Source organism: Pseudoalteromonas sp. S3776 (genome assembly GCF_005886915.1).
In the GTDB taxonomy this organism is placed as follows: Bacteria; Pseudomonadota; Gammaproteobacteria; order Enterobacterales; family Alteromonadaceae; genus Pseudoalteromonas.
Window position 1 is genome coordinate 19436 of sequence record NZ_PNCU01000017.1, and the last position, 19187, is coordinate 38622.

General features: G+C 40.0%; 16 protein-coding genes and 3 tRNA genes. 11 read left to right on the forward strand and 8 right to left on the reverse strand.

Annotated features, from left to right (window positions below; all coding sequences use genetic code 11):
- Positions 1-375 precede the first annotated feature (375 nt).
- On the forward strand, positions 376-2598 hold the full coding sequence (locus CWC16_RS08445) for an NADP-dependent isocitrate dehydrogenase (RefSeq protein WP_138541220.1): 2223 nt from the start codon (positions 376-378) through the stop codon (positions 2596-2598).
- A gap of 278 nt (positions 2599-2876) precedes the next feature.
- Here the strand turns inward: CWC16_RS08445 and CWC16_RS08450 are convergent, their stop codons facing one another.
- The 3 genes from CWC16_RS08450 to CWC16_RS08460 all read right to left on the reverse strand — a co-directional run bounded on the left by CWC16_RS08450 (position 2877) and on the right by CWC16_RS08460 (position 6406).
- Complete coding sequence (locus tag CWC16_RS08450) at positions 2877-4127, reverse strand: amidohydrolase family protein (protein WP_138541221.1); 1251 nt, start codon at positions 4125-4127, stop codon at positions 2877-2879.
- A 10-nt stretch (positions 4128-4137) separates the two neighbouring features.
- Positions 4138-5520: an amidohydrolase gene (locus CWC16_RS08455; RefSeq protein ID WP_138541222.1), complete on the reverse strand. Its 1383-nt coding sequence runs from the start codon at positions 5518-5520 to the stop codon at positions 4138-4140.
- A 100-nt stretch (positions 5521-5620) separates the two neighbouring features.
- Complete coding sequence (locus tag CWC16_RS08460; RefSeq protein ID WP_138541223.1) at positions 5621-6406, reverse strand: hypothetical protein; 786 nt, start codon at positions 6404-6406, stop codon at positions 5621-5623.
- A 250-nt stretch (positions 6407-6656) separates the two neighbouring features.
- Here CWC16_RS08460 and CWC16_RS08465 point away from each other — a divergent pair, with 250 nt between their 5' ends.
- Positions 6657-7022: a DUF3718 domain-containing protein gene (locus CWC16_RS08465; protein ID WP_138541224.1), complete on the forward strand. Its 366-nt coding sequence runs from the start codon at positions 6657-6659 to the stop codon at positions 7020-7022.
- Positions 7023-7071: 49 nt separating this feature from the next.
- Here CWC16_RS08465 and CWC16_RS08470 read toward each other — a convergent pair whose 3' ends face one another.
- On the reverse strand, positions 7072-7764 hold the full coding sequence (locus CWC16_RS08470) for a DUF445 domain-containing protein (RefSeq protein WP_138541225.1): 693 nt from the start codon (positions 7762-7764) through the stop codon (positions 7072-7074).
- Between the two features lie 109 nt (positions 7765-7873).
- On the opposite strand from CWC16_RS08470, the gene CWC16_RS08475 reads away from it, so the two are divergent.
- Positions 7874-8737: a fructosamine kinase family protein gene (locus CWC16_RS08475; RefSeq protein WP_138541226.1), complete on the forward strand. Its 864-nt coding sequence runs from the start codon at positions 7874-7876 to the stop codon at positions 8735-8737.
- A gap of 195 nt (positions 8738-8932) precedes the next feature.
- Positions 8933-9136, forward strand: a complete 204-nt coding sequence (locus CWC16_RS08480) for a CPXCG motif-containing cysteine-rich protein (RefSeq protein ID WP_055014323.1) — start codon at positions 8933-8935, stop codon at positions 9134-9136.
- On the opposite strand, the gene CWC16_RS08485 is transcribed toward CWC16_RS08480, so the two are convergent.
- Complete coding sequence (locus CWC16_RS08485; protein WP_138541227.1) at positions 9133-9759, reverse strand: riboflavin synthase subunit alpha; 627 nt, start codon at positions 9757-9759, stop codon at positions 9133-9135. The two genes, CWC16_RS08480 and CWC16_RS08485, sit on opposite strands and share 4 nt — an antisense overlap.
- Positions 9760-9887: 128 nt before the next feature.
- Here CWC16_RS08485 and CWC16_RS08490 point away from each other — a divergent pair, with 128 nt between their 5' ends.
- The 6 genes from CWC16_RS08490 to CWC16_RS08510 all read left to right on the forward strand — a co-directional run bounded on the left by CWC16_RS08490 (position 9888) and on the right by CWC16_RS08510 (position 14551).
- Positions 9888-11237 carry an MATE family efflux transporter gene (locus CWC16_RS08490; RefSeq protein WP_138541228.1) on the forward strand — a complete coding sequence of 450 codons (1350 nt, stop codon included), beginning with the start codon at positions 9888-9890 and terminating at the stop codon, positions 11235-11237.
- Positions 11230-12276, forward strand: a complete 1047-nt coding sequence (locus tag CWC16_RS08495; protein WP_138541229.1) for a DUF3080 family protein — start codon at positions 11230-11232, stop codon at positions 12274-12276. Before CWC16_RS08490 ends, CWC16_RS08495 begins: the two co-directional genes overlap by 8 nt.
- 114 nt (positions 12277-12390) lie before the next feature.
- Positions 12391-12467 (forward strand) — tRNA-Val (locus tag CWC16_RS08500).
- Positions 12468-12512: 45 nt separating this feature from the next.
- Positions 12513-12589: transfer RNA gene (locus CWC16_RS08505), tRNA-Val, on the forward strand.
- A gap of 35 nt (positions 12590-12624) precedes the next feature.
- A tRNA-OTHER gene (locus CWC16_RS19860) sits at positions 12625-12707 on the forward strand.
- A gap of 194 nt (positions 12708-12901) precedes the next feature.
- The gene (locus tag CWC16_RS08510) at positions 12902-14551 is read left to right on the forward strand and encodes a sensor domain-containing diguanylate cyclase (RefSeq protein ID WP_138541230.1); all 1650 of its coding nucleotides are present in this window, start codon (positions 12902-12904) and stop codon (positions 14549-14551) included.
- A gap of 30 nt (positions 14552-14581) precedes the next feature.
- Here the strand turns inward: CWC16_RS08510 and CWC16_RS08515 are convergent, their stop codons facing one another.
- The 3 genes from CWC16_RS08515 to CWC16_RS08525 all read right to left on the reverse strand — a co-directional run bounded on the left by CWC16_RS08515 (position 14582) and on the right by CWC16_RS08525 (position 16841).
- Positions 14582-14965: a substrate-binding domain-containing protein gene (locus CWC16_RS08515; protein WP_138541231.1), complete on the reverse strand. Its 384-nt coding sequence runs from the start codon at positions 14963-14965 to the stop codon at positions 14582-14584.
- Between the two features lie 20 nt (positions 14966-14985).
- A complete protein-coding gene (locus CWC16_RS08520) occupies positions 14986-15573 on the reverse strand; it encodes an ABC transporter substrate-binding protein (RefSeq protein ID WP_138541232.1) in 588 nt (195 codons plus the stop codon).
- A 350-nt stretch (positions 15574-15923) separates the two neighbouring features.
- Positions 15924-16841 (reverse strand): LysR family transcriptional regulator, encoded by a 918-nt coding sequence (locus tag CWC16_RS08525; protein ID WP_004586768.1) that lies wholly within the window; start codon positions 16839-16841, stop codon positions 15924-15926.
- A gap of 195 nt (positions 16842-17036) precedes the next feature.
- Here CWC16_RS08525 and CWC16_RS08530 point away from each other — a divergent pair, with 195 nt between their 5' ends.
- On the forward strand, positions 17037-19109 hold the full coding sequence (locus CWC16_RS08530) for a TonB-dependent receptor domain-containing protein (protein ID WP_138541233.1): 2073 nt from the start codon (positions 17037-17039) through the stop codon (positions 19107-19109).
- Positions 19110-19187: the final 78 nt, after the last annotated feature.

Sequence of the window (19187 nt, forward strand, 5' to 3'; positions counted from 1 at the left end):
TCTTCTTATTATTAAATTGCTCCTGTACACGCTAAATTCAACCCTTTTCCTTGATTTTATTTTATATACCCCAATGTTCTAACAGTTACCTGCTAATTTAGGCTGTACAAAAGCGCAAGCGCTAGCCCTTTTTAAACAAGCTTGTTACACTCTTGTTGCTAAATTACGCGATCACATATTAGCTTATGCGTTTACGCGGCTAACATACGTGTACTTTGCAACCTATAAAAATCAGTTAGTCAGGTGTGACTATTCTGCCTTTGGCACATTAAGAGTACCGACACCTAACAAACTGCTTATTAACGCAGTCATGCGCTAATGAGTTTCTTTGCATTGTTGAATACGGCCACTGCGGCCTACTATCTAGGAATGATGATGACATCAAAAATTATCTACACTAAAACGGACGAAGCTCCGGCGCTAGCAACCTACTCGTTGCTACCAATTATCCAAGCCTATACAAATGCGGCAGGTGTTGAAGTTGAAACTCGCGATATCTCATTAGCAGGTCGTGTAATTGCAAACTTCGCTGATTACCTTACTGAAGAACAACGTATTGGCGATGCGCTTGCAGAACTTGGCGAACTTGCAAAAACACCAGAAGCAAACATCATCAAATTACCAAATATCAGTGCGTCTGTACCGCAATTACGCGCTGTGATTAAAGAGCTTCAAGAAAAAGGTTACGCACTACCAGAATACCCGGCTGAGCCTAAAAATGATGAAGAAGCTAAAATTAAAGCAACTTATGACAAAATTAAAGGCAGCGCTGTAAACCCAGTATTGCGTGAAGGTAATTCAGATCGTCGTGCGCCTGGCTCTGTTAAAGAATATGCACGTAATAACCCGCATTCTATGGGTGCATGGAGCAAAGACTCACAATCATACGTTGCAAGCATGAGCGAAGGCGATTTCTTTGGTTCTGAGCAATCAGTAACCGTTGATGCAGCAACTGATGTACGTATTGAACACGTAGCGACTAATGGCGAAGTAACTGTACTTAAGCAAAGCACACCGCTAATCGCTGGCGAAGTAATTGATGCGTCGCGCATTAGCGCAGCTAAACTACAAGCGTTTTTAGCAGCAGAAATTGATGCCGCTAAAGAAAAAGGCGTATTATTTTCGCTTCACATGAAAGCGACAATGATGAAAGTATCTGACCCTATTATTTTTGGTCACGCGGTAAAAGTTTTCTACAAAGACGTATTTGCTAAACACGGCGAGCTTTTTGAAGAGCTAGGTGTTGATGTAAATAACGGTTTAGGCGACGTTTATTCTAAAATTCAAACATTAGATGATGCTAAGCGTGAAGAAATTGAAGCAGACATTCAAGCGGTTTACGCTGAGCGTCCTGCCATTGCAATGGTTGATTCTGACCGTGGTATTACTAATTTACATGTACCAAGCGATGTGATCATTGATGCATCTATGCCTGCTGCTATTCGTTCAAGCGGTCAAATGTGGAACAACGACGGTAAACTACAAGACACTAGCTTTGTGATCCCAGATCGTAGCTACTCAAGCGTTTACCAAGCGACTATTGATTTTTGTAAAGAAAATGGCGCATTTGATCCTACCACTATGGGTAGCGTTCCAAACGTAGGCTTAATGGCTCAAAAAGCAGAAGAATATGGTTCTCACGATAAAACGTTTGAAGCAAAAGCGGATGGCTCTATCCGTGTTGTTGATGCAAATGGCACTACGCTACTTGAGCACACTGTTGAGCAAGGCGATATTTGGAGAATGTGTCAGGTTAAAGACGCACCAATCCAAGATTGGGTTAAACTTGCTGTAAACCGTGCACGTGCTACGGGCGTACCTGCTGTTTTCTGGTTAGATGAAAATCGTGCTCACGATGCTCAGCTTATTAAAAAGGTAAACAAATACTTACCAGATCACGATACAGATGGCCTAGACATTCAAATTTTAGCGCCGCTTGAAGCAACTTTATTCTCATTAGCGCGTATTAAAGAAGGTAAAGACACTATTTCTGTAACAGGTAACGTATTACGTGACTACCTAACAGATTTATTCCCAATTTTAGAGCTGGGTACTAGTGCTAAAATGCTTTCAATTGTACCTCTTATGAACGGCGGTGGCTTATTTGAAACTGGTGCAGGTGGTTCAGCACCTAAGCATGTTCAACAGTTCGAAAAAGAAAACCACTTACGTTGGGATTCGTTAGGCGAGTTTTTAGCACTAGCGGCTTCGCTTGAGCACCTAAGTGTGAATACAGGCAATAAAAAAGCTCAAGTACTTGCTGATACACTAGATAAAGCAACCGGTACGTTCTTAGCTGAAAACAAGTCGCCTTCACGTAAAGTAAAAGAAATTGATAACCGTGGCTCTCACTTCTTCTTATCTTTATTCTGGGCACAAGAGCTGGCTAAGCAAGACGAAGACAGTGAGCTTAAAGCGCAATTTACACAAATTGCCAACGATTTAGAAACGCAAAAAGAGCAAATCGTAAACGAGCTTAACGATGCGCAAGGTCCTTCAATGGATATTGGTGGTTACTTCCAACCAAGTGATGAGGCAGCGTTTAAAGCAATGCGCCCAAGCGCAACCTTTAACGAAATTTTATCTAAATTAGTATAATTTTAGATTAAATTTAAAAACCGCTTACGTAAAAAGTAAGCGGTTTTTTTGTGCCTGCCTTTTGTATAAAAAAGCCGCTATTTATAAAATAGCGGCCTGTAAACAATTAAAGCTATTTTAATTATTTTGTATAATACCAATCCGCATAAGTAAGTGATCTATTTTGAGGATGGAAAAACGTGTTGATAGCAAGGCAAAAAATTCGCTATTTAGTTGTTCTAAATGAGAATTTTTTAACGCTGATAACAACACGTTTAGCTCCGCAAAATGATTAGATACTATTTCGGATTGGTATAAGCTCTAGGCATAGATGACTCAGTAGTGTAGCGCTCCCGTAGTTTATCTTGGCGAGACTGTATAGATACTTCTTCACCATTAATAATCATTTTACTTACATGACTGCTTAACTCAAACGGGTCATTGCTCCACATCACTACATCAGCGGCTTTTCCAACTTCAATACTGCCAGCGTTAATATTAAACACACTTGCCACATTAGATGTAACGGCCTTTAATGCACCTTGTTGGCTCATGCCATATGAAACGGCATTGCCTGCATCAAAACGAAGTTGGTAAATATTATGACTGGCATCGCCGCCCACGGTTAAAATAACCTTAACCCCTGCTTTTTCTAGCACGGCTGCGTTATCTAAACTGGCATGTAGCGAGTCAAAGCTTGAGGGTAAGCTATCCATAGCACTCATAATTATGGGTACTTGCGCTTTAGCAATCTGCTCTTTAACAACAACCGCATCTTGTGCGCCATTGAGCACTAAATTAATACCAAATTGCGCTTTAACTTTAAGGAGCTCAATAATATCGGCCGCACGAGATACGCCAACTACCAGTGGCATATCGCCGCTAAGTACTTTACGCATGACTTTATCTTCAGTGCTAGGCTTGCTGTCGTCGTCTTTTTTAGGCTTTTTAGCTGCTTTTGTTTGGTGCTCTTCAAGCTTATTAATGAGGGTTTGCAATGTAAATGCGCGCGACCCCTTGCTGCGCTCACCCAAATAAACCACTAAAGCAGCTTGCTTTTGTATATCGCTTTGTAAATCACCGCTTAAATCAACAACACTTGCTAGGCCTGCAAAAATACTATCGGCCCCATGTGGGGTAATAACATCGCGAGTTACACCACCTTTACGTGCATAAGGGATTAGGCTTGAGTGAGCGTTGTAAGCAAGGCTTACGTCAAAATCAATACCTGCTTTTTCTTCGCCAGCATCACGTGAGCCTGCAACCGCACTGACTTCTACTAAGCCAAGTTGGTTAATACTGGCAATAAACCCTGGTGTAACAATGCGGCCTTGAGCATCGATAACTTGGTCTGCATATACTTGTTGCGGGTTAATAGCGGTAATTTTACCGTTATCCATTATAATACTTGCGTTCTCTAGCACACCTTGCTCAGTAGCGGTATGAAGCGTTGCATTCACAATGGCAAGCGAGCGCGCATCCACTGTAGCTGAGGCTAACAATCCGGCAGCAACCAGAGATAGCGAAAACGAACGTGATAAATTTTTCATTCTGGGCTCCTTATTGTTGGCCTAACATAAAATCACTTTGTGCCTGAAATGCGCTGTCGTTTCTATCGTAAACTTTTGCGCCATCAATAAATACTTGTTCAGCTTTTGCGTAAACGCTAAATGGGTTTTGGTTCCAAATAACAACATCGCCTTGCTTACCTGCTTCAAGCGATCCCGTTTTATCTTCAATACCCAATGATTTTGCCGCGTTAGAGGTGATCCACTTAATGGCGTGCTGCTCCGAAATATCAAAACCATTTTCGTTTGCACGGTACATTACTTTACCCGCTTCTTGGTTTAAGCGCTGAATAGTGGTGTCTGAGTCAGAATGCACAATAGCGCACGAATTTTTTACCGCATCAACAATAGCTACGTTTTCTTGAACCATGTCATAAGCTTCCATTTTAAAGCCCCACCAATCTGGCCAAAGTGCAGCACACGAACCATTTTCAGCCAGTAAATCTGCAATTTTATAAGCTTCTACACCGTGATGGAAAGTACCTGCGTGATAGCCAAATTCTTTTGACAGATCGATCATCATCGCCATTTCTTCAGCTTTATAACAATGATTATGAATTAACACTTCCCCTTCAATAACCGCTTTTAGTGTATCGTGCTTAATGTCGCGAGCCGGTGCTTGTGGGTTTAAGCCTGCTTCGTAATCAGCATCGTACTTGTCCCATGCACGTTTGTACTCTTGTGCTTCTGCCCACGCCATTCTGTAGCCGGCCATGTTACCCATACGGGTTGAAGGTAAAGTACCTTGGCGGCCATATACGCGTTTGGGGTTTTCACCACAGGCCATTTTTAAGCCATTAGGTGCATCAGGAAATTTCATTGCTTGCATTGTATGCGCAGGAATGTTTTTGAGTGTTACGCCACGCCCGCCAAATAAGTTAGCTGAACCTGGTAAAATTTGTAGTGAAGTAATACCGCCTTCGCGGGCGCGGTTAAAGCCAGGATCTTGAGGCCATACAGAATGCTCTACCCACACCTCGGCAGTATTTGGGCTGGTCATTTCGTTACCATCTTGATGAGACTCAACTGATGGGCTTGGGTAGGCACCTAAGTGAGAGTGTACATCAATAATACCTGGGGTAACCCATTTACCCTGTGCATCAATGGTTAAATCTGCATTGGCCGATAAGTCTTTACCTACTTGTTGTACTTTACCATCAACAAGTAGTACATCAGCATCATTTAAACGCTCGCCTGTACCGGTAAGTACGGTTGCATTGGTAATTAAAGTGCTTTTACTTGCCAGCGGTGTGTAAGTGCTTGGGTATGGGTTTTTATTAATGGTGATTTTTGCATCTTGCGGGCCGTTTTCTTGGCAACCAACAAGCGCAGCAGCTAAACCAACTGCTAACAATGAGGGTGCAAATTTTTGCATGTTGTTAGGTTCTCCTGTTTTTTTGCTACTTTAGCTAAAGCGGCGTAATAAAGCTAAAAAAACAGGTAAAAAAGCGATTAATTGAGTTAAACGGCTGTCATTATTTTTTTATATAATTGTTATACAACTTTTCTAGCGCGCCTTCGGTAGTAAGGGAAGGATCTTTGTTTATAAAGTGTTTAACCGTGCGTGTCACAAAGTCTGAATTTTGCTTATGTTGCTTAGCAAAATCCTTAATTAAAGTATTGCCATCGCTTGCTGTTGTTACTTTATTATGGCGATGACGATACTGGCTAAGCGCCCTGTTAAAATCGCCATTATAATCCTCAACCAGTATTTTATAAAAATCACTTTTTTGAACTTTAAGCACGTTAATACAGTAATTTAATGCCTCTTTAAAGTCGGTAAAAACGGTGCCTTCTACATCAAACTCTTTGGTTTTTTCGCGTACGGTTACACGGGCTTCTTCGGTGGCATATGTAAAGCCTGTAAATGCTAAACGCTCAGATGCCTCTTTACCTAATTTCATACCCGCTTGAATGCTGTGCGCAAATTCATCGCTCATTTCGCTTAATTCGTTTTCTTCCCACATGTTATAAACGCGCAGCGCTTTAGCATACTTATTAGAGAGATTTTTTTTAAGTTTTGTAAAGCGCTCATCTATTGTCATTAGCCTTTCATTATGTAATAAGGCATGGCACTCGTAACATGCTGCAATTGATATAAAATCGGCCTCTTCGCCTAAATCAATAATGCTCTGTAACATGTGCAGGGGCGGGCAATGGTCGCGCTCTGTGGCTTCGCACCCACAATAAAAACATTGGTTAAAATGTTTGTGCTCGCAGGCATACGCTTGCTGGTAATAGCTGGCTAACGTTTTGCTCACTGGTTCTCCTAAAAATTAAGCGCGTAAATATTGGGGGCGATGATAGCAGGCTGAGAAAATATGTCAGTAGCTGTAAAATAATTTTACCTAAGTGTGTCAAAAAACACACTTATTAGGGCTTAAATTCAGTCACTTAGGTTAAATGTGTATTTTTAAACATACCTGCTTACACCTTGTTGCGTTTGGTTAACAGCTTTTTAGTTTTAATCGCTCAATAATAAAGCTGAACCACAAACAATGAGGACTAATTATGAACACGTTAAAAGCGACTTTTTGCACAACTATGGTACTAGGGGCAACTTTACTAATGGCAAAACCAGCATTAGCAACGCAGTTTATCGCGGCTGATTCTTCGCCAGGTACACAGGCTTGTATGGCTGTTGCAGCGAATAAATCGTACAGTTTGCGTAAAGCGTTACGCGATTTAAATATAAGCAAAGCGGTAATGAGCAAAAAACTGCACTGTAATAACTTATCAATGGGCGACTTTGTTAGTTTGTATAACCTTGATAAAAGCGCTAATTATTTAAATATTGATACCAGTACTCGCACATCAATTAAAGATTTAGCTAAATCGTACAACCCAGAAAAAGTCATTATCACAGGGCCAAAATAGTATGGCGTTAACACAAAACTAAGTCTGCTTTGTAAGCAGGCTTAGTTTATTAAATAATGGCCGCAATTAAGCCAAATAAACCGCCAAACACACCGCCCCACACTACTAGCCAACCTAAATGCTCACGTATCATCGTTTGAATAATGTCTTTAACCATTTTAGGGGTGAGTTCATTTAAACGCTCATCAACTAATTTAAGTACCGTAGCATGTAAGCTTTGTGCGCTATTGCCTTGCGACAACGTATCGTTTACTAGCGCTTTAAAATCGTCTGTTTGGCTAATTTGCGCAAGTGATAGCTGCATTTTTTCAATAAACTTTTCTCGCATTGGCTCTATAGCCGCTGTGCCACCAAACATACCTAACATACTGCCAAACTGAGATTGCTCTATTACTTGAAGTAGGTTGTCGAATGCAGGGTTTAAATCAACCTTAGTAATAATGCCCTCAAAGTCGATATTAGGTTGTGCTTTGCTAAGTAGGTTATTAATTTTTTGCTCGGAAAAAAACTCAGTCAAAATTAAATTACGAATAGCCACTTTAAAACTTTCAAATTTTAGAGCAATAACACCCGAGCCGTATAACAAAGGTACTTTTTCAAATAACATATGAACAGCCAATAAGTTTGTGACAGCTCCAGATAGCGCAAATAACCCCACCGATAACACAATAGCTTGGTTAAAAAAGTAGCCTATCACGACACACAAAACCGCAAGCAAATTGGTGATAAAACTTTTGTTCATTGTTACTCCATAAGCATTTTTTATATCGTTAATTTTACAACGATTAGTTTGTTAAATTAATACTTTTTTGCCATAGTTTAAGTATCTGTTTAAAAGGCGAGCAATTGATATGTGGAAAACAGTAAACGAGCACATTAGCCAAGCCATTCATTATGACTTTAAACATACTTACAAACGCCAGCTGCAAAGTACAAATACCGATAAACTCTATCAATTAACTGATGGTAAGCACAATTACCTGGTTAAAATTGCCCTTAAAAACGAGCTAGATCGTCTAGAAAGCGAAGCGATTGGGCTTAAACAGCTTACCCAAAATAGTGTTTTTATGGTGCCTGACTGCATTGTAACAGGTGCTAATATTGAATTTTCGTTTATTGTACTTGAGTGGTTAGTACTTGATAAACAGCCCCACACTCATTGGCATGATATGGGAAAGCAACTGGCTATGCTGCATCAAAAGCACGACCAAGCAATGTTTGGCTTTGACGAAGATAACTACCTAGCCACAACCGTGCAACCAAACCAATGGCATAAAAAATGGGATTTATTTTACGCAGAAGAGCGCATAGGCTGGCAACTGCAACTATTAGCCGAGAAAGGTATTGAGCTTGTAGAGCCTGAACTATTAATTAACTTGATAAAAGAGCAACTACATAGCCATGTAGTTGAGCCCTCTTTAGTACATGGTGATTTTTGGCGTGGAAATATGGGTTTTATTAAAAATGTACCCACCTTATTTAACCCAGCATGCTATTACGGCGACCGCGAGGTCGATATCGCAATGAGTGAGCTATTTGCCCCCTTACCAGATGATTTTTATAACGCCTATAACGCGCAATACCCACTAAGCGATAACTATAAAAAGCGTAAAGCGATATACCAGCTTTACCCTATTTTAAATCACGCAAATATTTTTGCAGGGCATTACCTTACTCAAGCTAAGAAACATATTGATACGCTGCTATCGCTTTAAATAATAATGCCTCTAAGGCGTAAAGTTACTGTCATAAACGTCGCTTCAGCACTATAGTTAAAAGGATATAATTAAGGCTCAATACCTTGTTGTTTAGTTCAGTTTTGAGCCATCAAGTTGTTGCTAGTATAACGGCACAACTTAATTAATGCGTATCAACAAGTTAATTCTTACCTTGGTACTATTGGAGTGATTATGAAAGATTTTTTATCACAACGTATCACCTGCCCTCACTGTGGCAACCACATACACCTAGATATCGACGCAAGCATGGGAGATCAAGACTACATTGAAGAATGCAGTGCCTGTTGTAACCCTATTCATTTAAATATGCATATAGACCATGCTCATAAAAAATTAGAGTTACACATAGACAGCGACGATGAGCAAATTTTTTAGCCCTGGTGGCGTAAGTAATTTTCTACCGTGTTAACAATGGTATAAGTTTGTTGATCAACTTCTATATTTAGTTCATCACCCTCTTGTGCGTTACCTAAATTTGTAATGGCCAGCGTTTCGGGGATCAAGTGTAACCAAAACCCCTGCTCGTCAATTTCGCCCACGGTTAAACTTGCGCCATTTATTGCTACAAAGCCTTTGTATAAAACATACTTTTGCCATTTAGACGGTAGGCTTAACTGAATTTTACAGTTGTTTTGCTCTTTGACTATTTGCCTGATTTGGGCAGTACAGTGAATGTGCCCAGATACAATATGGCCACCTAGTTCAGTACCAAAAGTGACTGAACGCTCGTAATTGACTAAACTACCTACTGCAAGCTTGCCTAAATTGGTAAGTAATAATGTTTCATCGATTACATCAAAGTGCACTTGTGCCACAACATCATGGTTACTTAATTCTACTTTAACCACTGTTAGGCAACAGCCATTAATAGCAATACTGGCACCTAAATCAAGGTGTTTAACGTATTCATCACCTACCGATACAACCAAGCGTAAAACCCCTTCAGTGTGTGTGGTAGATACAACAGTGGCTTGAGTTTGAACGATTCCTGTAAACATAAAATCACTTAAAATTATTACAAAGTGCTAGTTTAACGTATCAACGGGTAAAATCATTCACTACAGTGATTTTTATTTGAAACACAATCGATTACAATTGCGCCCTGTTTTATCAAATAGCTGTTTTTATGACCTTTAGTAGCTGGGAAGCCAAACGTTTAATTACCCTTGCCGTACCTGTATTTTTAGCACAAGTAACACTCGTTTTAATGTCGGTGGTCGACACTATTATGGCAGGCCAAGTAAGCCCCACAGATTTAGCTGCGCTATCGATTGCAACCGGTATATGGAACCCGTTATTACTGGCACTGCAAGGTATTTTGCTCGCGTTAACCGGGATTATTGCCCAATTTGCGGGTGCTAATGATAAAAAAGGCATTAGCCATTATTTTCAGCAAGCACTGTATTTAACCGCAATTTTAAGCACAATTGGTTTTGGTATCGCCAACCTAGCCGATATTGTTATTTTAAAACTCGATACAACCCCCGCTATTGCAAGCCTTGCGCATGACTATATTCATTTTGTGAAATGGGGCGCCTTTGGTTTTTTAATTTTTACCGTTTATCGCAATATGACCGAAGGCATGGGGATGACAAAACCGGCTTTTTATATCAGTTTGCTGGGCCTTGGCGTTAATATTCCGGCTAACTATATTTTTATAAATGGGTTATTTGGCTTACCAGCTTTAGGCGGTGCGGGGTGTGGCATTGCTACGGCATTGGTGCTAACGGTAATGGCTGTTGCACAAGTAACCTATTGCCAGTTTAGTAAAAAAATAGATGCAAAAGCCCTGCTGGCAAATTTTGAAAAGCCCAATATTAAAACCATTGGCATTATTACCAAATTAGGTATACCCATTTCGTTGGCCACCTTTTTTGAAATTACGCTATTTGCGTGCATACCTTTGTTTATTGCACATTTAGGCGCTGTTGCAGTGTCGGGCCATCAAATTGCAGGAAGCGTAACTGCATTATTATTTATGATGCCACTGAGCTTATCTATCGCCATTAGTATTCGTATTGGTAATTTATTTGGTCAAAACCATTTAAGTCAATTAAAAACTGCTATATCAACCAGCTACATTTTGGCCATTGCTATTGCGTTATTTTTAGCTTTTATAACCTTTATTGGCCGCGATTTAATAAGCCAACTATACACCGACAGCCCTGCTGTTATTGCCTTAGCTAGCTCTATTATGATTTTAGCCTGTATTTATCAAATTCCTGATGCACTGCAAGTCGCTGCCAATGGCATATTAAGGGGTTTAAAGCATACTCAGCCTATATCGTATATCACGTTTATATCGTACTGGTTAATCGGTTTTGCTTCAGGCTACGTATTAGGAAGAACAGATTTAATTGTGCCCGCCATGGGGCCGCACGGTTTTTGGATAGGTATTATTTTTGGTTTAACCGTTGCTGCTGTGTGGCTTATGTTCACCGTTAATAAGCGATTAAAGCAGGCGCCATTTGTATAAAAAAGCCCTTACATTATTATCTAGCAAAACATGGTTAAGCTATTTATTAGCTGTGTGTTGCGCCGTGCTTGCTGGGTGTTCAAAAGCGCCCAGCACCACGTATCAAACATACACAGAACGCTTAAGTAATACCCTTGAAACCCAAGCTCCAAGCTTAAGTAAGCCTGCACCAATTAGCCCGCTATTACCCCCAAATACGCTTACTAAAGGCAGTACTATCAGCTTAGTAGAACTTGCCAGTTTAAGCCATTGTAAACTCAGCTTACTTATTAGCGAGCATAATAATCAGCTAGGCAAAACGGCAGGCTATGCCAGTGTTTTAAAGTATCAAATAGAGTTTGTGCAAAATGCGCAGCAGTGCTTAAGCACACTTAAGCCTGACTCAAACATTTACAAAACCCTATTAAATGCAAAAGCGCAAAAAGAGCAAACACTAAACCACTACTTTAATTTAATGCTGTATAACGAATTTGAGCTTAAAAACACGTGGCAAGCTAGCAGCGCAGAGCTTGCTGTGTCGCCGGCTGGGTATAGCGACACCGTAGCGGCCATGCAGAAGCTTGTACAGTTAAAGCGCCACATACTCAATAAACACTATTTAAAAATCAACTCCGCAGACATATTTAACGCGTTAGAGCAGCTTAACAAGTACCGTTTTAACCAATTACTTATTTACTCTGCGCGTTTGCAAATAGCATTTAATAATTCAGCAACGCAATTTATTCAGTCGCAATCAATTGATGAGATATGCCCAGCAGGAAAAAATAAAAAAGTAGCGACAATAGTTAGCAACGTCTTCCAAAAGTTTTACCTCAAAAAAATACAGCCTTATCAGGCTAATTTAGCAGGCTACCTTGAAACACTACTACCTCTGTATAGCCAACTTTGGCTTGACGAACCCATAACAAATAGCCAAATAAACACTTTGATAGCGCAGAATTCGCAAAATAATCTATTAAACCAGCTTAAAGGCTCAGCAAAAAAACACGTAACCTGGTGGCAAAACTTTTATAAAACGTGTGAAATCAGCCCAATGTGAATAAAAAAACGGCAAATAAACCTAAAAGCAACAAACTTGCTTGATTCACCACTCACCACGCTATATATTAGCGGCCGCTGGTAAATTATATTCACCGCATCTTAATTAGGTAATACGACCGTAGCTCAGTTGGTTAGAGCGCTACCTTGACATGGTAGAGGTCGGTGGTTCGAATCCACTCGGTCGTACCAAATTTATTCTTCCCTATGAATAAATATAATTAAGATATTATTTGTACGACTGTAGCTCAGTTGGTTAGAGCGCTACCTTGACATGGTAGAGGTCGGTGGTTCGAATCCACTCAGTCGTACCAAAACTATTCTTCCTTTTGAATAAATATATATTTGTACGACTGTAGCTCATTTGGTTAGCACTACCAACTCTCTATGCCCACGCCGAAATCGGTGGTTCGAATACACTCAGTCGTACCAAAACTACTCCCCTTCGAAAAAATACTTACAGTAAGTATAAAATTGTTTAAATATATATGTCGCCGTATTACGTATGAATTAATGCAGCTTGCTCTTTAATGCCAAGTAAAGCGGTTACTTTAGGGCACTAATTTTGATTGATTTATATACTATTTATTAAGAGTTTGATTATAATCACTTAGCGGTTTTTTTAAGTGAGTTTAGGTATGGTGCGGATTGGTAAATTAACAGTGTTGTTCTTTTGCATTTTGTTTAGCCCGCTAGTACATGCATACCCACTAAATACTGATAAAATTACGCTAAAAGATGATGACCTGTGGCGCCCTGTCACAGCATTTAATACCACACCTTCTGCTCAACAAGTCATTACATCATATAAAAACAGTTCTGAAATAAGCACTCTGCTCGGTAAAAGTGGCGCTGTAGTGACAAAAGTGGCACTAAATAGCCCCACCACTGGAGATTGGTATGTGCTTCCTCAGGCCAATTTTATCGATGTTGGCCTAGCCTTTTGGCAAACAGCTGAAGGGGATATAGTTAAGCTTGCTGATTTTTCGCAGTCACACGTTAATCAACCGGCTATTTTAATGCATGGTCAGGCATTTAAACTGCCCTTTTTTGAACCAAGCAAGGGCTATTTGTGGATATATTTAGAAGCCAAACATTACCCTACCCCAGTTGATCTGACTATTTTAGATGAGGGTGCATTTTTACATCATCAATTTTATATAAACTCAGTAAGCCTTATTGCTATTTCAGTCATGCTTACTTTAGCAATATTGGCCTTGGTAATGTTTTTAAATGTAAAACAAAAAGTGGCCTTATTTTGTGCTGGCTATGTTGGTTTACATGGCTTTGGTTGGGCGTTTGCCTCAGGTGCTGTCAATGCAGTTTACGCCAGTCCCACTTTTAATAAACATTACTTAGGTATGTATTTATTCGCCTTTGCTGTGAGTTGCGCTGGCGCATTTACCTACTACCTATTTAACTTTGATAAAGAAAAAACAAACAAGCTGGCACGCGCATTAAAATACTTCTCTATTACTGCCCTTGTATGTGGCGTTTGCAGTCTATTAATGCCCTTTTATGTGGTGTTTTATACCGCGCATTTTTTAGCAGCAATATGGGTTACGCTTAGTTTAACTACCGGGTTTGCTATGCTTAGCCTGAACGATTTTAGAGCCAAGTATTTTTTATTTGGCAATGTGCTCTATAGCCTCTCATTAGTAGTCTACGTTGCGTTTCATTTTAATTTAATAAATGCAACCTCAGCAGAAATCTTTGTGCTGTTCGCTTTAGCAATAGATTGCGTGTGTATATTATTATCTTTATCTGAGTGGCTGAAGTTAAAGCATCAAGCGTTTAATACCTTATTGTATGAATCTCGCTTTGACCCTCTAACCCAAGTTGGCAACCGATTATTATTAGATGATGAGCTGGTTAAACTTGCACATAGTGCTTACATCATTGTGTTTATAGATTGTGATGGAATAAAAAAAATAAACGATGGGCTTGGGCACGCCAAAGGGGATGCGTTTTTAATTAATGCAGCAAAATTAATGACACAGCATTTAGCGCAAGACGGCACCGTATTTAGAACCGGGGGCGATGAATTTATTTGGTTATGTAAAGTCAAAAACAAATCACACCTCCCCCAGCTAAAAACCACGCTCACCCAAAAGCTCAACGCATTACATAACACTATACAGCGACAGTGGCCGCAATCAGGTATTAGTTATGGCATAGCATCAAGCGATGAATGCCAAAGCCATACCGAGTGTTTAACCTTAGCGGATCAGCGCATGTATAACTTAAAATCAGCCCATAAACTCAAAGTATGCTGAGTTAATAGTGTTCACTTTTGGGTTTGTTACTTACCATAGTGTATTTAGATCATTAACCGTGTTAAGTACACTCGTGTATCCACCAGTAACTACGTACCACTGTGTTGGATTTAGATAATAAACATGATTTTTTTGCCAAGCGTTTGAATTTTTTATATAGGGTGAACTAGTTAATGCTTGCTTAATATTACTTTGTCCTGCGGTTGCTAGCCCTCTGTCGAGTATAAATAACCAATCAGGTTTTTTTTCTATGTATGCTTTTGTAAGGGTTGCAGCATGTTTGGCTTTTTGTGCTTTAGTTTGCTTTTTATTTGCTTTGCTATCGGTTTGTTTATTAATTTTACCAACGCTTGGAATACCTAACAGGTCATACACCATACCAAACCTATCGCCGGGTAAGTGTGCAATAAACACATCTTTTACGGTAAATAAAACTAGCCCTGCACCTTTACTTTTTGCTTTACCTGCAAAGTTAGGATTTTACTGTTTAGCTTTTCCCACAGTGACTTTGCTTGTTGTTTTTTATCAAAAATACTGCCCAGTAATAAAACATTTCTTTTAACGCTAGGCACAAAGGTATCGGCATTAACGGTTAAATCAATAGTTGGCGCAATACCCGATAGTTTATCAAGGGCCTTACGGCTTCGGCCACCCACAATAATAAGATCAGGTTTTATATCTTTGAGCTTTGCATAGTCGGGTTTAAATAAACTACCCGCTATTGCTTTATCAGAGGTGTTATAACCTGCCAAATAATCTGGGAACACGCCCTTAGCTACAGCGGTTACTTCAACATCAAGGGCTGTTATGGTATCGAGTACACCTAAATCAAAAACAACCACTTTTTTAGGTTTTTGTTTTATAACAACAGGCTTCTTTCCTGCATGCTCTATTGTTAAAGGGTAGTTGGCAAAACTTGCCACTGAATAAAAGCCGAACACTAAAATTATAAGTATATTTAAAAAATGACCGTATATTATTACTATTTCCTTTTGTGTAAGTATAGGTAATTGGTAGGCCATGCTATCACGCACACCTAAAAATGATAATGAGTCGTATTTGTTTTGTTTGGTATAAAAGCGGTTTTTTGCGTTGCAGTTTCTAAAACACTAAGACATTTCTTCGCGTTTGTGAGGGTCAGTTGATCTTTGCGGACTGAAATTTGTTTAAACTAGGGGCTATTTAATCACGGCGCGATTTTTGTAACATAATGGATTAAGCAAAAGCCGAGTTACAAAGAGTAAATAGTCTCCAGGGAGACCCTTTGGGCAGCGGCTGTTTATAGGGAATAACGAGATAGGCTCGGCTTTGCCTAAATACCATACAGACTGATGAGAAGTTAACTTAAAAGCTCAACATACTCTAATTACTATTACATACTTTGGCATATTTCAGTATTCCAGGCTTTAGGTAAATTACCTTTAATATGATCTATAAAGGCGCGTTGCTTTTTCGCTAATTTACCAAATGGGTAACATAGCCAAATAGGCAGTGGATCCGCTACCCAGTCGTTTAAACAACGCTCAAAACACCCAGGATGAGCATTGAGCCGCATGCTGGCTTGCCACAGTGGTAATAAACCCAGCCCATGCCCGTGGCTTATTGCATCCCCCTGTAACACTAGCTGATCAGACTGAATGCGTGACGAAGGTACTGGCACACTTAATGTCGTTCCACGCTGATCAGTCATCACTAGCTGCTCGCTTTTATTCCCAAGTAATTGAAGCCATTGTGTGTTTATCAAATCTTCCGGTGATTGTGGGTAGCCGTTACGGCTAAAATACTCTTTACTACCAAATACGCCTTGCCATAACATGCAGAGTTTTTCTTGGCGTTGGCTGGTCTCTGGGAGAGAGCCCATACAAAGTAAAATATGATCTCGCCACTGATTTGAATTTGCCTTTATATCTGTTTTTAAAGTCACGCTCACATCAGGAAAGCGCGTTAAAAACTGAGCAACCACATCGCCAAGCCAACCTCTTAATAAACCATTATCAACATACACAACCACCTCGCCTTGTATCTTTTCATCAAGTGTAGCTAGTTCATGTTTGGCCTCATTAGCAATGCGAAGTATTTGCTCGCAATAACTATAAAAACGCAGCCCTGCCTCCGTAGGGACTAAGCTTTTAGGCATTCTTTTTAATAAAGTATAACCTGTATCTTGCTCTAAATTTTTTAGGTGTCGGCTAAGAGTAGATTTAGATAACTGAAGCGTTTTTGCAGAACTTGATAAACTGCCCGAACTGACAACAGACACAAAACTATGTAATTCTTTAAACTGTAACACTATAACCTCCTGCAACGTTTGAAATACAAAACAGGCTTACACCTTCAGTTAAACCTGTTTGTTATAAACAAACGAGTGCAATGTGTTGCGGCTTTTGCAACACATTGTTCCATTCAATTTTCTTTACATGATAACAATAAGAATTATCATTTGCACTTTATAAATAAAGGTCTACACGTAAAGGAGAACATTTTAATGTGCAACCGCTCATTGTTTAAGCAAGCACCATTGACCTGTAAAAAGTTACCTTTGGCTATTTTTATCCCTTTAGCCATGGGAGCTTCGGCCACAGAAAATAACAACGAAATGGAAACAATGGTTGTAACAGCAACCGGTTACCAACAAAAAATTATAGACGCCCCTGCTTCTATCTCGGTCATATTACAAGAAGAGTTACGTAAACAGTCTTATACCACTGTGGTGGATGCTGTTCGCGATATACCCGGCGTATACGTCAATGGTGGCGGTAATATGCAAGATATTAGTATTCGCGGTATGGATGATCAGTACACCCTATACCTTGTTGATGGCCGCCCTATTTCAGCGGGTCGCTCTGTCAATACCAACGGTGCCGATGGAGGCAAACAAATTGGTATACCACCGCTTGCAATGATTGAACGTGTAGAAGTTATTCGCGGCCCTATGTCATCGCTTTATGGCTCAGAGGCAATGGGGGGTGTAATTAATATTATTACCCGTGCAGCCCCTCAACACTGGTCAGGCAGTTTGGCGGCCAGTTATACCTCATCGATGAATGATGTAAGTAATGATGAGTACAATAGTGACTTTTATCTGGGCGGCGCTTTAATAAAAGACGTATTAGGCGTTGAGCTTACAGGGTCTTTACAGCATACCGATGAAAGTGGTTATTCAGGCGGTGGTGACTCTGCTGCAAGCCGCCCTGATTCGGATACAACGCAATTAGGTGTAAAATTTAATTGGGCTGTAAATGCTAAAAACCGAATGAGCTTAGCTTACAATACATCAAACATTGATTTTAAGCATACGCCAGGTGAGTCTATTGCGGCTGATGCCGAAGGGTCTCAATACGAATATGAGAAGCAAATGTATGTGGTTACCCATAATGGTAATTATGGCAAGCTAACTACAAATACGTATCTTCAGCAAGACTTATCGGAACGTGTTCAAAATGAAGATAAAAAAGAAGAAGTGATCACGCTAAATAGTTCGGCAACTTACGCAGGCGATAAGCACATTTATACTGTTGGCGCACGCTATAAAACAGAAGAGCTCGTTGATGAAACCAACGGTTTACTTGATGCTAATGTTGCTATTGCAAGTGACACGGTAGATCGGTGGATTGGTGCTTTATTCACAGAGGTTGAGTGGAACTTTATTGACGACTTAGCCATAACAACAGGCTTAAGATACGATAACGACGAACAATTTGGCTCGCATTGGTCACCCCGCCTGTATGCCAACTGGCATACCACTAATAATTTTACTATTAAGGGCGGTGTTTCTACAGGGTATACGCAACCTTCACTCTCTCAAGCCACAGCTGGCTTTGGACGCGGTACTGGTGGCGGCGGGTCGCCTAATTTATCTGCAGATGGGACATCGATTTCACGTGCCTTGATCATAGGTAATCCTGATCTAGAGCCTGAAACCAGCGTAAACTACGAAGTAGGTTTTATTTATAACGACCCCAAAGTAGGTCTATCCACTAGCTTAACGCTTTATCAGACAAACTTTGATGATAAAATTGCAGAAGATCGATACTGTGTTAGCGAAAATATTGATAGGAATGACTTTGAAAACTACCAATGTGAATTCAGCGGCAATACCTATCAGTTTTTAAGTACGCAAAAAAATATCTCAAAAGCACAGATGCAAGGGTTAGAAGCAACGATAAGCTACCGTATTAACCAAAGTTTACGTGTTAAAGGCGACTATTCTTACACTGATTCTGAGCAAAAAACCGGTGACTTTGCAGGCGAGCCTTTAAATAAAATACCAAAGAGCATGGCTAACATTAGCTTAAATTGGGACGCCAGCGATACTGTAAATTTATGGAGCCGTGTAAATTATCGTGGCGAAACAACCGACTACTTAAGTCGTACCAGCCTAAGTGATGGTACTCCGGGTTACACCATGATGGATATAGGTGCTCGTTATTGGGTTACTGATGACTTAAAACTCATGGCTGGCTTATATAACGTAACAGACCGTGTAGTTACCAACGAGACTTATGGCGTTGTATTAGATGGTAGAAGGCTTACTCTAAGCTTTAACTATGACTTTTAATAAACTCTAATTGAATAGGGGCGTTTAACACGCTCCTACCTTCCCTATTTTGCCAATTTATTTAAATAACCTTACAAA